Origin of the sequence: Methanosarcina sp. 2.H.A.1B.4 (assembly GCF_000979385.1) — an archaeon.
GTDB lineage: Archaea > Halobacteriota > Methanosarcinia > Methanosarcinales > Methanosarcinaceae > Methanosarcina.
Genome location: NZ_JJOV01000094.1, coordinates 26,024 through 40,489 on the forward strand (window position 1 = coordinate 26,024; position 14,466 = coordinate 40,489).

At 37.7% G+C, this 14,466-nt stretch carries 11 protein-coding genes and 1 pseudogene; 8 read left to right on the plus strand and 4 right to left on the minus strand.

All coding sequences use genetic code 11. The annotated features are described in order from the left end of the window. Positions 1-789: 789 nt before the first annotated feature. The 7 genes and pseudogenes from EO92_RS18010 to EO92_RS16225 all read left to right on the plus strand — a co-directional run bounded on the left by EO92_RS18010 (position 790) and on the right by EO92_RS16225 (position 7,774). Positions 790-930: a hypothetical protein gene (locus tag EO92_RS18010; RefSeq protein ID WP_156164040.1), complete on the plus strand. Its 141-nt coding sequence runs from the start codon at positions 790-792 to the stop codon at positions 928-930. Positions 931-1,187: 257 nt separating this feature from the next. Continuing rightward, positions 1,188-1,412: pseudogene (locus tag EO92_RS18695) on the plus strand (ArsR/SmtB family transcription factor); the annotation flags it as partial. A 9-nt stretch (positions 1,413-1,421) separates the two neighbouring features. Continuing rightward, positions 1,422-1,712, plus strand: a complete 291-nt coding sequence (locus tag EO92_RS18700; protein ID WP_235283382.1) for a hypothetical protein — start codon at positions 1,422-1,424, stop codon at positions 1,710-1,712. A 16-nt stretch (positions 1,713-1,728) separates the two neighbouring features. Next, positions 1,729-2,478: an arsenite methyltransferase gene (locus tag EO92_RS16210; RefSeq protein ID WP_048173239.1), complete on the plus strand. Its 750-nt coding sequence runs from the start codon at positions 1,729-1,731 to the stop codon at positions 2,476-2,478. Positions 2,479-2,939: 461 nt separating this feature from the next. Beyond that, on the plus strand, positions 2,940-4,007 hold the full coding sequence (locus EO92_RS16215; RefSeq protein WP_082108239.1) for a NosD domain-containing protein: 1,068 nt from the start codon (positions 2,940-2,942) through the stop codon (positions 4,005-4,007). A gap of 573 nt (positions 4,008-4,580) precedes the next feature. Then, the gene (locus EO92_RS16220; RefSeq protein WP_048173241.1) at positions 4,581-5,957 is read left to right on the plus strand and encodes a mannose-1-phosphate guanylyltransferase/mannose-6-phosphate isomerase; all 1,377 of its coding nucleotides are present in this window, start codon (positions 4,581-4,583) and stop codon (positions 5,955-5,957) included. 509 nt (positions 5,958-6,466) lie between these two features. Next, on the plus strand, positions 6,467-7,774 hold the full coding sequence (locus tag EO92_RS16225) for a glycosyltransferase (RefSeq protein ID WP_048173244.1): 1,308 nt from the start codon (positions 6,467-6,469) through the stop codon (positions 7,772-7,774). A 271-nt stretch (positions 7,775-8,045) separates the two neighbouring features. Here the strand turns inward: EO92_RS16225 and EO92_RS16230 are convergent, their stop codons facing one another. Then, positions 8,046-9,479 (minus strand): flippase, encoded by a 1,434-nt coding sequence (locus EO92_RS16230; RefSeq protein WP_048173246.1) that lies wholly within the window; start codon positions 9,477-9,479, stop codon positions 8,046-8,048. 238 nt (positions 9,480-9,717) lie between these two features. Between EO92_RS16230 and EO92_RS16235 the strand changes: the two genes are divergently transcribed. After that, entirely contained in the window at positions 9,718-10,878 is a 1,161-nt protein-coding gene (locus EO92_RS16235) for a hypothetical protein (protein WP_048173249.1), read from the plus strand. Positions 10,879-10,972: 94 nt separating this feature from the next. Here EO92_RS16235 and EO92_RS16240 read toward each other — a convergent pair whose 3' ends face one another. The 3 genes from EO92_RS16240 to iscB all read right to left on the minus strand — a co-directional run bounded on the left by EO92_RS16240 (position 10,973) and on the right by iscB (position 14,436). Continuing rightward, positions 10,973-11,935 carry a glycosyltransferase family 4 protein gene (locus EO92_RS16240; protein WP_048173252.1) on the minus strand — a complete coding sequence of 321 codons (963 nt, stop codon included), beginning with the start codon at positions 11,933-11,935 and terminating at the stop codon, positions 10,973-10,975. After that, the gene (wecB, locus tag EO92_RS16245; RefSeq protein WP_048162278.1) at positions 11,932-12,999 is read right to left on the minus strand and encodes a non-hydrolyzing UDP-N-acetylglucosamine 2-epimerase; all 1,068 of its coding nucleotides are present in this window, start codon (positions 12,997-12,999) and stop codon (positions 11,932-11,934) included. The genes EO92_RS16240 and wecB overlap by 4 nt, the downstream gene beginning before the upstream one ends. A 120-nt stretch (positions 13,000-13,119) precedes the next feature. After that, on the minus strand, positions 13,120-14,436 hold the full coding sequence (gene iscB / locus EO92_RS16250) for an RNA-guided endonuclease IscB (RefSeq protein WP_082108242.1): 1,317 nt from the start codon (positions 14,434-14,436) through the stop codon (positions 13,120-13,122). Between the last annotated feature and the right edge of the window lie 30 nt (positions 14,437-14,466).

A 14,466-nucleotide genomic window follows, 5' to 3' on the forward strand; every position in this document is an offset into this window, starting at 1 on the left:
TTCTGAACAAATGAATCGATAAATTTAACTATAACGGAGCTTCACAAAGGTTTTTCAGCTATGTGGCTTCCCGCTTGGACGTTCTCCTTATAATGATTAATGGGATATATATTCGACTCTGTTCCAAAATCTAGTGATTTTTATATTTCTGGATTTAAATTCTAAATTCGCAAGAAGAATCAGGTCTTTAATCAAAATCAATATTCGAGATCTAAAGACTTCAATCCAAAATTCTTCTCACGAGAATTGTAACCAATCATAAAATCCAGTGATTTTCAATTTTACATTCATCACTGGATTTTGGTACTGAGTCATATATTCTCCCAAATAATTTTAATAATTCTACCTGTTTTGCACTATCTTTTTAGTTAAATTATAAATGCCTGCCTTTTTGACATCTTTTTTGAAAAAGAACGACCACTTTTTCAGGTTCTTTTATCCTTTTCACAAAAATTTAATAAATCTGGCGGGTGTAATGAAATTAAGGGAAAATTCCCAAACTCGGCTGATCCGTGGGTTGGATTGGTAGAAAGGAGGGGTAATCAAAAAGGTACTGCAAACTATGGCCATAGCTGAAGCTGTAGATTCTAACATCCTGAAGAAAGGAAAAGTCTATTCTGATGGTGTACTGGCAGAATGGGATCTTTTTCTTTTTTGAAGGCAAAATAAAAAGACAGCATGAAGTTACGAAATTGCTGAAAAGAATCTTTCCATAAATAAATGAATAAATAAATGAATATATAAATGAATAAATAAATGAATAAATAAATTATAAAAGGAGTTGGGTATATGCCGGAAGAACGAAGAGAAGGGGAAAAGGGAGAAAAACTGGAGAAGAGAGAAGGAGAAGAGGTCGCAGACGTCGATCCTATTCATCCAACCGAAGCGCGGGGCGGCAAGAAAAGGTCGCTTCTTGATACCTGCAAATAACCTTAATACCTTTTCATTTTTTGAGGTGAAATAAGTTAATAGAGGATGTTATGGATATTAAGGAATATTAAGGAATAGTAAGGACTATTAGTGGGTATTAGTGGGTATTTGTGAATATTAGGGGATATACTGGTCCCATTCAGCATCAGTGTGTCCTACTGGTCTCATCCTGCACCTGTTTTTCATGTATCTTTAAATCCTACTACCCATCTTTTCATTAAATATATATGGTCATATGCGCATATACTCATATAATCATGCTTGATAGCAAAGTAAAGTTCTTTAAAGCTCTCGGAGATGAGACACGGCTTACTATTCTTTCTTACTTGCTGGAGCACAGTTACTGTGCCTGTGATTTTTCTTCCCTTACAAAAAAGGACCAGACAACGGTTTCAAAGCACCTGAAGGTTCTTGTCGAAGCTGGAATTTTAAAGTACGAAAGAAAGGGACGAAACATCATCTACAGCATTAAAAACGAGGAGATCGGGCGTTTGCTTGAATCTCTTGGAATCAGGGATATAAAGCCCTGTTGTAATGGGCAGCAGGTTTCCAGATTTTGTTCTACGGATAAAACTGAAAACCGAATCACCAATATCATTAACGTGAGAACTAATTATCTAGCTGAAAACAAAACTACGGATAAACCAACTGAAAATAAATCTCAAGATAAAAAACCAATCGAAAATAAACCTCAAGATAAAAAACCAATCGAAAATAAATCTCAAGATAAAAAACCAATCGAAAATAAATCTCAAGATAAAAAAGGAATATCTGAAAAATAAGGAATGGGGTAAAAGAATGGATGCCACTGAAAAAAAAGAAGTTATCAAAAAGAAGTATCAGGAAATTGTAACTTTAGGGGGCTCTTGCTGTTCTGGCGGTGGGTGCTGCGGTGATTCGAGCTCAGCAGACCTTTCTAAATCTTTTGGCTATTCGGAAGCTGATGTTCAGGTTGTTCCGGATGCAAACCTGGGTCTTGGCTGTGGCAACCCTACAGCTTTTGCGGAACTGAAACCCGGCGATATTGTCCTTGATCTGGGTTCAGGTGCGGGATTTGATTGTTTCCTTGCTGCACAGAGAGTCGGAAGCTCAGGAAAGGTTATTGGAGTCGATATGACTCCTGAAATGATTGAAAAAGCACAGGCTAATGCCCAAAAATATGGATATTTAAATGTTGAGTTCCGCCATGGGGATATTGAAGCTCTTCCGGTTGATGATAGTTCGGTGGATGTTATTATCAGCAATTGCGTGATTAACCTGGCACCGGATAAAGAAAAGGTTTTCAGGGAGGCCTTCCGGGTGCTGAAGCCAGAAGGCAGGATGTATGTTTCGGATATGGTCCTCCTGGCTGAGCTTCCCGAAGATCTTAAAAATGACAAAGAACTGCTTGCAGGCTGTGTCGCTGGTGCTGTATTAAAAGAGGAGTATCTAAAGCTTTTAATAAATGCAGGGTTTTCGGTTAAAATCCTGGCTGAAGATTCGGATATAAGTAAAAGGCAGTACGGAGGTCTGCCAGTTGAAAGCCTGAAATTAAAAGCCTGGGTATGAGAAGAATTTATATAACGAAGCGTAAAACCCCTATATGTTTAGCAGAGGGAATATCAGCGTCAACTCCCTCCGTTTTCGTTATCTGCAACCATTAATATCTTCTCCGACCAATTATATATTAATTTCTTACTGCGAGAACAAGGTTAAAGGAATTACACCAGTTAATACTGCATTTAGAGGGTCTGAGGTAGTGCCTGAGAAATCGGAAAACCGAAAAGTAGCTCAAGCAAAACGCTGACACCCACGGAACATGGGAATGAGCCTGTATGATTTCTGGCAATTATCCGGAAGAATGACTCAGAAAGCCCGTTAAATCTTTCGTTAAATCTTTAGATTTAACGGGTATTTCACATTACTATTCAATTATTATTTTTTATGATCTGCATACTCCAGGCTTGATTTTCTGAAGGCAGCTCCCTTCTGAATACGGGGAACAGGGTGATAGGGGCGGTCTCTTTGAGGTGATATTACTGAAAACCATAAGATCCGTAAAAATCTGTTTTGCAATAGGTTTTGCACTTTTGTTGCTCAGCTCAGGCTCTGCGGCTGCCAGAAGGATCACTGTGGGGAGTGATGACAATAAGGACTTTCCTTCAATTCAGGAGGCTGTGAATGCAGCAGAGGCTGGAGATACGGTTTATGTGTATAATGGGCTTTACATGGAGAACATATATCTTGACAAAGAAATTTCTGTTCGTTCAATCTCCGGAAGGCCTGAAACAAACATTGTTACGGCAAAAAATTCTCATGATCATGTATTTCATGTAATTGCAAATAACGTAACTATAAGTGGTTTCTCCATAAATGGCGCTAATGATACTCAAAAAGCTGGCATTTATCTGGAGAATGCGCAGGGAATTCTGATAAGCAATAATAATCTTTCCAGTAATCGCCTGGGAATCTATCTCGAATCTTCTACTACTAATATGTTGAATTTAAATGATGTTTCTGAGAATGAGGTGGGTATTTTTCTCAATGCTTCACAGGACAACTGGATTATCAATAACAAGGTAAAAATGAACCGTCTGGAAGGAATTTTTCTCGAAGCTTCTGATGAAAACCGCTTAAAGGGAAATCTTTTGCATTTTAACACAGAGTATGGTCTTATGCTCTCAAACAGCAGTAAAAACCTCATTTACGATAACTATTTTCAGAACTCCGAAAATGTTGGTTATAAAGGGGTCAACTTAGAAAATGCCTGGAATATGACTCTTAAGAGGGAGATTAATATTGTAGGGGGTTCATATCTCGGCGGAAATTACTGGACTGGCCCTGAAAGTACGGCACTGTGCGTTATTGAAGATATGGATGACAATGGCTTCTGCGATGCTTCCTATGACCTGGGGGAAGGAAATATCGATTACATGCCTCTTATCCGGCGCCCTCAGGCCTTTCAAAGCAGTGGTCGTTCCCTTACGTTATCTCTTTTGGGATTTGTTTTACTTGTATTTGCACTTGCAATATTTATCGTAAAAAGGGTAATGGGTTGGGGTAGGGACGAGCTTACAAGAGATGATGACGTAGAATGAGCGCGAGGAAGCCCATCATTTGACTTTTCATCAATTGATTTGAGTTTTATCATATCTATATTTTTTATAATTAATGGACAATTCATTCTCCCCCTTCCGGTTTGATAGTTTGATTTACTTATTTTGTAGGACTTACGCAGTTGAACTGAAAAATAAAAGCGTAAAGCACTTAACGGTATAAATCACAATAATATTGATAAGGCCGTATGCACTTGATTTCATTTATCAAGTGCGTAAGTCCTAATTTTGTTTCGATGATCTCAAAGCCAAAGGTTATATATTGACTTCTTATCATATACTGCTAAAAAAATAATCGAACTTCAAAAATAATCCTATTCTAAAAATCCTATTTCAGATTTCATTTATTCCAAAAGTAATTTATTCCAAAAGTAATTTATTCCAAAAGTAATCTATTCTGCAAGTAATCTATTCTATAAATATTTATATTCTGAAAATAATTATGTCCTAAAAATAACCTTATTCCACAGTATATCTATAATTCCTTTCTGTCAAGACAGTTTTGACAGTTTTTATTCTCTTATTGAATATTTTTCAAATCAATTTCCCAGGGAGATGACAAGCATAAAGTCAATAATTCTTGCAGGCGGCTCAGGGACCCGGCTCTGGCCTCTCAGCCGGGAAATGTATCCCAAACAATTTTTAAAATTTGGTGACACCTCACTTTTTCAGGAGACAGTTCTTCGATGTCTTGAGGTTTCGGATATTTCTGAGATTTTTGTTGTAACGAACGAAGCCCAGAAATTTTTCGTGATTGGACAGATGAAAGAAATAGGATACTCAATTCCTCCCGAGAATGTCCTGATCGAGCCTGAGGGCAGGAATACCCTTCCTGCAATTTTCCTTGGAATGAAGGAGATTGAATTAAAATTCGGGAATTCAATCGTAGGGGTATTTTCCTCCGACCATGTGCTTGACAGAGCTGCAATGGCAACGATTTCTTCAGCTGAAAAGCTGGCTTCGGATTATCTGGTCACTTTTGGAGTTATTCCTACATTCCCTCATACAGGATACGGCTACATTAAAGCCTCAGAGTCCTGCGAGCCTGGTTACAGGGTTTCGGAATTCAGAGAAAAGCCTGATTTAGAAACCGCACAAAAATACATTGATGAAGGCTGCCTCTGGAATAGCGGGATGTTCCTCTTTGAGACACGGCTCTTCTTTGAAGAAGTAAAAAAGCACTCGCCTTCGGTTTTTGCCTGCTTTGAGAAAGGGGGCAATATTAATGATATTTATGCGGGTGTGGATAAGGTTTCCATTGATTATGGCATAATGGAAAAGTCAGATAGAGTCGCTGTTGTAAAGCTGGGCCAGAAATGGAGCGACCTTGGAAACTTTGAGGCAATTTATGATGAACTGGAAAAGGATTCAGTAGGAAACGTGATCCATGAATGCGATCCCATGCTTCTTAATTCCGATGGGAATCTGGTGTATTCGAAATGCGGTAAAATCGTTTCCCTTATCGATATTAAGGACATGGTTATTGTTGACACGAGCGATGCCCTGTTAATATGTCCTAAATCCAGCAGTCAGAAAGTAAAGGAAATAGTCTCCGACCTCAAGGGCAGGAAAGACGAAAGAGCATTTGTCGGGCAAACTGTCTACCGGCCCTGGGGTTCATACACACTGCTCGACGCTTCCCCCGGTCATAAGATCAAGAATATTACTGTGCTCTCTGACCATAAGTTAAGCCTGCAACTGCACTACCACAGGAGTGAACACTGGGTGGTTGTAAAAGGCATGGCCTGCGTGGAAGTGGATGGAAAGCAGTTTTTCCTTAGACCCGGGGAAAGCACATTCATCAGAGCAGGACAAAAGCACAGGCTGTCGAATCCCGGAAAAATCCCTCTTGAGATTATTGAGGTACAGTTAGGAGAGCTTGTGAACGAAGGGGACATTGTCAGGTTTGATGATGTTTATGGGAGGAAGTGAGGGAAAGGCTATTGGTTCAACGTTTAAGATGTCAGGGTCGGGGAGACGGCCCCTCAAAGGTGAAGGCATCACAAGATCCGGGAATCATGTGATTCGTCCTTCCAATAAACTTTTAACAAGGATATAATTTTTTGAGATATTTTTGTTCTTTTTGGAAGTTTTACTCCGAGGATGGCGGATGTGTTCAGGATTTTTTATTTTTTCGGGGTTACTGTAATTCCATCTGCTTCCCTATCTTTATAACTTCACTGCGGATATTGGGGTCAAGTTTTAAGAGCAGGAGAACGTACAAAATAGCACCCATTATTATATTGGGATTAGTGTGAGCCATACGCTTGATATGGGTACTAAAATGCGGTAACACCTCACCCCCAGTCCTGTTATCAGAGTGGATCACAGGAAAAGGGTAATAGTGATAGAGCTTTAATCAAAAAAAGATGAATGTGTATAGAGACAATTTTTAAGAAATCAGGCACACTGCTAGCAGATCTTATAATGGTGGCTAAACTGTGAATCAAAAAGAGAAGGATCAAAAAGAGAAGGATCAAAAAGAGAATAATCTTTTGTTATTATTTACTTCCTCCTATCCATATGGAGATGTGGCGGAATCTTTTTTAGATTCTGAAATCCTCTTTCTGAGTAGATCATTCGATAAAGTCATATTGATTCCACAGTCCCTTCCAAGTTTACTTGAAAGAGTAAATAGGAAGCTTCCAGAGAACATTGAAATTGAAGATTCATTATTAAATGAACAATTGCCTCTGAAGGGCGTGCGAAATAAAATTTCACTGGCATTAAATGCTTTTATTTCAACCGACTTTTACAGAGAAATTCTTAGCAAGCCAGAAATTCTTTTCCAGATCTCTTTGTTCAAAAGTTCTGTTATTTTTTTCGGCAACGCTGTAATTATAAAAAGGTGGCTTCAAAAGTACATTGAAACCCATAACTTCGACTTTTCAACTACAGTCTTTTATACTTATTGGCTGTCTCTGCCAACTTCTGGAGTTTCGATGGTAAAAAAGAAGATTCCATCTCTCAAAATCGTCTCAAGAGCTCATGGTCTTGATCTTTATAGTGAAAGACACGTCCCACCTTACATTCCTCATCGCCCAGAGGTATTTCAGTATTTGAACAGGCTTTATTTAATCTCGGACCACGGGAGAAAATATGTTTTAGATAAATATCCAATGTTTGAAGATATCTGTAAAGTCTACAGGTTAGGGGTGAATGACCTGGGTTTCCTAACAGAGGCATCCTCTGATGGTATTTTTAGAATTGTATCTTGCTCCTACCTTGTTCCTGTAAAGAGAGTAGACCTGTTGATTCAGGCTCTTGCAGAGCTTGGTAAAATCAAAAGTTCCCGAACATTTGAATGGACACATATAGGATATGGAATTCTTCAAAAGGATTTACAAAATCTTGCAGATTCTCTTTTGCCCAAAAACGTAATTCCTAAATTTATAGGCCACTTGCCTAATAAAGAAGTAATCGCATATTATCAAAATAATTGTGTGGATGTTTTTGTCAATGTAAGTGCTTCCGAAGGGATTCCCGTTTCAATAATGGAAGCCCAAAGTTGTGGAATTCCAGTTATTGCTACGGCAGTTGGGGGTACACCTGAAATAGTATCCAATGAGGTTGGGGTATTGTTAAGTGAAAACCCGTTCCCGAGAGAGATTGCTGAAGCGATATGCAGCATGATGGAAAATGAAGCTGAAGCCATGGTTAAAAGGATAAATAGTAGAGATAACTGGGAAAATAAATATAATTCTAATAAAAATTTTGAAATTTTTGTCCAGGATTTAAAAAAGCTATGATCTAAGTTTCAAAATTCTAAACGTATACAGATCGTGTCTCATGTTTTAAAAATAAGTGACAATTCGGTCAGGACAAAACCGCATCAATAACCTTCTTTTTAAAATTCCGTGAAAATATTTATGTGAACTCATTTTCTGGTCGTCCCCTGCTACATGGTTGATATTTTGGTATTAGAGCTCCCAGCACTGGTCATAGAGTTTGTTTTTATCTACTGTACGCCGGTGGGCTCAAGCCTTGCGCGGCGAGTGAATGAAATAATGTGAGATTTTTTTATAATGTTTGCTTGCAAAATAAAACTATTTTTTGTTTGTCTTCCGAATGGATATAATATTTGAAAAATATTACTGCTTGCAGTATCATCGAAATAAGCCCCAAAAGAAGATTAGAGGAACTCATCAGATATATTATACTCAATAAGCTTGAGATTCCAAAGATTCCAAAGTACCATTGGGTATCAAAGCTTATTCCCAGTAGCATTTTCATATAGTGAATCATCAGTCCCATGCTAATGATCAGAGAAAAACTTGTGGCAAAAGCAGCGCCTGCAATGCCATAAACTGGAATTAAGAGAGCGTTTAAGATAATATTTATGATTGCTGAGACAAGGGGGATTCTGTACACTAACTGAACCTTACCGATACCTGCAAAAATGGAGCCTATGGATTTTGTCGTCCCGTAAAATAAGATTCCAATCAGTAATATAATCAGGGGGAAATACGCTTTTCCAAATTCGTTTCCATAGATTAAGGTCAAAATTTCCTTCCCAAAAAATACAAGGAATGTACTGGAGAATATCAAAAAAAGATAGCTGTATTTCATGCACTTGTCTACAAGCATTTCAATTTCTTTCTTTTTTCCTTTTGCGTAGTATTCCGAAATCATCGGATAGGTAATTTTCTGGATAGTATCGGGAAGCATCCAGAGGATCTTTCCCAGGATTACAGCCACACTATAAACCCCAACATCTGTTGCTGATAGGAAATAACCTATCATGAGCACGTCAGCCTGATAATTTACAATGTTGATCGCATTTGAAATAAATGTTTTGGACCCAAATGAAAACAGCTCTCGGCTTGTAGCTAGATAGTTAGCTGGACTAAGTTTACCCCATTTATGTACATATAACAGGGTTATTGTTGTAATAAAGGAAGAAATTACTATGGCAGCAACTGTGCCTTTCACTTCATATCTAAAAAAGAGTAGGAATGTACCAAGTAGCAGAAAAATCCCGTTTGCAATAGTTACTGCAGCTTGCTTTTTCATCTCCCTAAAGCCTGTGAGGAGTCCGAAAAGTACACTGTTCAGGATCGCAAAAGGTAACGAAAAGGCCAGGATTTTTAGTAAATCATCCAATCCTGGCATATTGAAAAAGTCTGCTAAAAAGCCAGCACTCAAATACATTAAGCTAAGAGCCAGAATACCTAGAACCAAACTATTTATAATACTCGAAGAGATGAATTCCTCTTGTTTTCGGCGGTTTCCAGAAAATTCAGCTACGTATTTGATTGCAGCTGCAGGCAGTCCAACCGTACCAAATAAGATTAATATCCCGAAAATGGTGTTTACCATTCTATAAAGTCCAAGATCTCCAGCCCCCAGATACCTGCCAATAAGGATTGATAGTGGAAATCCTAAAAGCATAGATACGGCAGAAGCAAAAAATGTCACTCCTATATCAGAGATGAATTTTTTAAGTTCGGACACTTAACCACACCATTCTTTTTAATAGTCGAAGGATTTCTGTTTACTTGCAGGTTCAATATATATAACTGATTTGGAGCGTTGAAGGTTGATCCCCTTTATATCAATAGTGGGATACAGCCGTCAACTGTATTCATTTTTGTAATTCTTATATACCACAACTTTTTTCATATATGCGTATTATTGTTTTAAGCTAGAACCTTATTGTTTTAAGCTAGGACCTGAATTATTAAGGAATCATATGGATAATAAAGGCGATATAAATCTCAAAAATTTAAATGTTATTTTCCATATCCCCTGGAAATTAATTACCTCAGCCCCTTCTGGAAGTCAAATTCGTCCCTTGAGGATGTTGGAAGCATTTAAGTCGCTAGGTTGCAAAGTTGACGTGATTATGGGGTCCGGAGCTGAGCGACTCAGACAGATAAATCTGATTAAACAAAATGTTAAAAAAGGTAAAAAATATGATTTTGTTTATTCGGAAAGTTCCAGCTATCCCACATCGCTAGCTTATGGTGTAAAAGACGCCGTGAAATATCCATTTCTGGATTTCAGATTTTTTGTTTTTTGTAAAAAGAACAATATCCCAATAGGTCTGTTTTACAGGGATATCTATTGGAGATTTCCAGAACTTTTAGATAGACCCTTTGCAAAAAAATTGGTTCTCAATATAATGTATCGACTCGATTTAGTTGTTTATCAAAAATATCTTGATGTATTGTATTTACCTTCTGATAAAATGGCTAAATACCTGGCTTTTCACTTTCCTGTGATTAAGCCTCTTCCGCCGGGTGCCTTTATGTATCCTTCGAGCAGACCTGTTACTACTACTAATAATAATACTAATAATAATAAAAATAATAATAAAAATACTTTTATTTTTAATGTTCTGTACGTTGGGGGGATAGGCAACCTTTACGATCTCCGTAAGTTAGTAAAGGTTATTGGGGAAATTCCCATAATATCTTTAACTATTTGTTGCAGGGAAAATGAATGGCAGAATAGTCTTAATGATTATGAAAATCTATTAAAACCCAACATTAACATCGTACATCTAAGTGGGGATGATTTGTTTTCCCTCTACGAAAAGGCTGATGTAGCAAGCATGTTTTTTGAAAATGTGGAGTATCGGGATTTTGCAATGCCAATAAAACTTTTTGAATATATTTCTCATTGTAAACCTCTAATTGTAACAAAGGGAACTGCAGCAGGAGATTTTGTAGAAATAAATGGAATTGGATGGGCAATTCCCTATGACGAAAAAAGTCTTCTCATATTGCTGAACAAACTTCTAAATGATCGCAAAGAGTTAGAAGAAAAAAGGAACAAAATCATTGAAATCTTGCCTTTACATACCTGGGAATCAAGAGCTTTGCAGGTTTGTCAAGATTTAACCTATTAACTGTTATCATCAAATTCTCTTTAAATTCTCTTTAAATTCTCTTTAAATTCTCTTTAATATGTCCTGCATTCAGCAGAGGGCACAAAAGAGTCATTTATTTTAAGATTGTTCCTTTATATAATGTGAGAAATTTCTGATATAACACCTTGTTATTATGAACTTTCTCTACGTATTTTCTTCCGCTTCTTCCAAGATTTTCCCTTAAATTTTCATCACGTATTAATTCTTCCAATCTTTGCTTTAGATTGTCTTTTGTAACATTTACTATTCCACTGGGCTCTTCCAGATAAGGTTCTAATCCAGGCTTAATCCATGTACAGCATGGAATTCCCATCTGTTGGGCTTCATTGGTGAGAACACCATACCATCCGACCTGTCTTTTATCATAAAAACCAACAGAATCAACAACTATATCACAGGTCTGAAGCAATTGCATTACTTCCTTATGGGGTTTATTTTCAATCAATAAGCAGTCAACATTTGGATATTCCTTTTTGAGCTGGGCCATGGCTTCCAGAAAATATTCTGTACCTTTGTAGAATCTGTTTGTTGGAGCATGCCCGATTATGATTTTATCATCATTTCGATTGACTTTACTTAACCCGTGCCAGGGGATACAGTTTGGAATCCATATAGCATCCGGTGAATAGTCAAGTAAATCCGGGGTCGAAACTATTTCAACATCTGCGAATTTTGATCCAAAAGTTCTGCCATTATTTCTTAATTTACTGCCGTGCCAGTGGACAACAACTTTGCCGAAACGTTTAAAAAAAAGCGGTATGTCTATATCCTGGGGAAATATTCCTGCATCGTGAAGATGAAATATATCAAATTTCTCTTTCAATGTGATTTCTACAAGGTTTTTCGATATGATCTGGAAACGGCGAGGAATATCTTTTTTTGAATATTTTAACGGGAGATTTAGAGAGATATCGGTATTTTCGCTGGTATAATTTTCAGTTATCTCAAATAAACGTACCTCATGGCCCATTTTTTTTTGTTGAAGAGACAGATTATATGCTACATTTGCAATATTCCTTATGTGCAGTATCTTCATGTTTTCCCAGAGTTCATTTTTTGAGAGATTTTACCACTTGCGTTCCCGTCCCCAAATACTTCATTTCTTCTCTTGGTGCCCTCAAAATTTTCAATAGCATGTTTGATTTTCTCGTAATCTGCTCCTGTAAGTATATTCCAGCCTTCTTCAACTGTTTCTACCCATTCCGTATTATCCCTTAAGGTTATGCAGGGCACTCCCAGCATATAGGCTTCTTTCTGTACCCCTCCGGAATCGGTGAGTATTTTTCTGGCATTTGACTCGAGTTTTAACATGTCAAGATAGCCAACAGGGGGGATTACTTTTGTGTTCTTAAGGATTTTTTCCCACAAATTGTATTCTTTCAGGTATTTTCTGGTCCTTGGATGCATTGGAAACACTATTGTCGTTTCTACATCAGAAAAGGCTTCGACAATTGATGAGAGGTTTTTTATATTGTCCGTATTGGAGGCACGGTGTACGGTTGCTAAAAGGAACTCTTTTGGATTGAGATTAAGATCCTGTAAAATCGTTGATTTTTCTTCTGCAATTTTCTGGTTATACTTAAGGGCATCCACCATTACATCCCCAACATTGTATACACCTTCAGTAATGCCTTCATTTTTCAGGTTCATCACTGCAGTATCAGTCGGGCAGAATAGTATATTCGATATGTGATCGGTTATGACTCTGTTAATCTCTTCAGGCATGGCCCGATCAAAAGACCTCAGTCCAGCTTCCACATGTGCCACCCTGATGTGCAGCTTGGTAGCAGCAAGTGCGCCTGCAAGTGTAGAATTTGTATCTCCATAGACAAGCATGATGTCTGGTTTCTCTTTCAAAAGTACTTTTTCTATTTCTAGAATCATCTTGCCGGTTTGTTCCCCCTGGGTACCCGAGCCTATACCAAGGTTGTAGTCCGGCTTTGGGATATCGAGTTCTTCAAAAAAGACCTCGGACATTTCAGGGTCATAATGCTGGCCTGTGTGGACAAGTATTTCTTCATGGTGCTTTCGGATGGTACGGGACACAGGAGCACATTTTATAAATTGAGGGCGGGCACCGACTACTGATACAATCTTCATAAAACCTCAACAGGAAACCCATTAAATCTTTAGATTTAGTGGGTAGTTGACTTTAATTACCATTGCCAGCGAAGTATATAATCTCTAATTTTTATTTAAATTTCCAATCTTCACGATAAATTAAGGAAGGACGCCTATGACTTTAGTCATAGGAGGAATTCCGTCAACTTCCAAATGCTCTGTGGCATATTCGTATCCATCTGCTCTACTCAAAATATTGCAATATTTATGATTGATTCCCTGCACTATTCTAACACCTTCTTTATTTTTAATATCAAAATAACCTGTTTTTCTACAAGCTACAGCACCAAAATGAATTCCTTTGTATTTTCCTTTCGGCACAACTGCTTTAACAATATCTCCTGTCTGGAATCCAAAGAAACTCTTTTGTCTACTCAGATACCCTCTCGGAAATCCGTACTTATCAAGATTGGTTCTGCAATGTGATCCTCTACCTTTTGCTTTTATGTGTAGAACCTGGTTTGTTTTGAATATTATTTTATTTGGTGTTGAAGCACCAACACAAATTGCATCAAAATGATGATCTTTGGGTAGATTCAACCGTATTCTATTCATCTTCGTCCTTGCACCTGTGCCACACTCGATATTGAGTGCAGGTTTGGAAAGAACATTATATACTTTCCATCTTGTAGCTGTGACAAGTGCAGCGTCTTTTAGTGTTTTCCTTGCTTGTTTTTGAATCTCAGGATACCCAAATTCTTCTGCTGTCTTAGTCCCTTTTGCTTCATTGCAGGTTCTGCAAGCTAATGTCAAATTGGAAACTCTGCTCGTTCCATGTCTCGCTTTTGGTATGATATGCTCTATTTCAAGCGGAACATTTTCTGCTCCGCAATATGCACATTTTCTATTCCATTTTTCAAGGAGATACTCTCGGACTTCATACCCCTGAAGTTCTCCTTGCTGATATTCAATACCTGAAATTTCAGGATTTTGCATTATCTGAGTGTCAAACTTAACATTTTCATATGAAATATGAGTCAAAGGACACAGTTTTTGCAGTCTATTAACCCAATTTTGGATGTTGTCTACCCTGCTTTGCAGGGATGGGGGAAGCCAATGTTCTTTTCGTTTTCTGTTGTTGAATCTGGGTTTTCTATACCTGGTTGTTCTATTTCGTCGAGTTCTCCGCATTGCTCTGCGGTTATCCATATTGCTTTTAATACTGGTTTTGTGATGGATGTGAGCAAGCCCAATTACTTTAGAACCATTTAAGATAGCTAAACCTGTATGTCGGCTTCCATAGTCTATTTTTAATCGGAATTCAACTTTATTTATAGAGGTTTTCAACTCTTTTAGTCGAATTGTGAATGGATATTTTTTATGAATAACCGCTTTTCCTGTTTTCAGCAATTTTCTGGCAACTGCTGAATGACAGGGGCTTAACGGTTGTTTGTTTTTGTTTAATACAAAGATCATAATTGAATTTCTCCTATCTCAGAAGTAAGA

Excerpts from the sequence above, each read along its gene's own strand:
- iscB (WP_082108242.1), bottom strand. The coding sequence starts at position 14,436 with ATGATCTTTGTATTAAACAAAAACAAACAACCGTTAAGCCCCTGTCAT.
- EO92_RS16220 (WP_048173241.1), top strand. The coding sequence starts at position 4,581 with ATGACAAGCATAAAGTCAATAATTCTTGCAGGCGGCTCAGGGACCCGG.
- wecB (WP_048162278.1), bottom strand. The coding sequence starts at position 12,999 with ATGAAGATTGTATCAGTAGTCGGTGCCCGCCCTCAATTTATAAAATGT.
- EO92_RS18010 (WP_156164040.1), top strand. The coding sequence starts at position 790 with ATGCCGGAAGAACGAAGAGAAGGGGAAAAGGGAGAAAAACTGGAGAAG.
- EO92_RS16235 (WP_048173249.1), top strand. The coding sequence starts at position 9,718 with ATGGATAATAAAGGCGATATAAATCTCAAAAATTTAAATGTTATTTTC.
- EO92_RS16240 (WP_048173252.1), bottom strand. The coding sequence starts at position 11,935 with ATGAAGATACTGCACATAAGGAATATTGCAAATGTAGCATATAATCTG.
- EO92_RS16210 (WP_048173239.1), top strand. The coding sequence starts at position 1,729 with ATGGATGCCACTGAAAAAAAAGAAGTTATCAAAAAGAAGTATCAGGAA.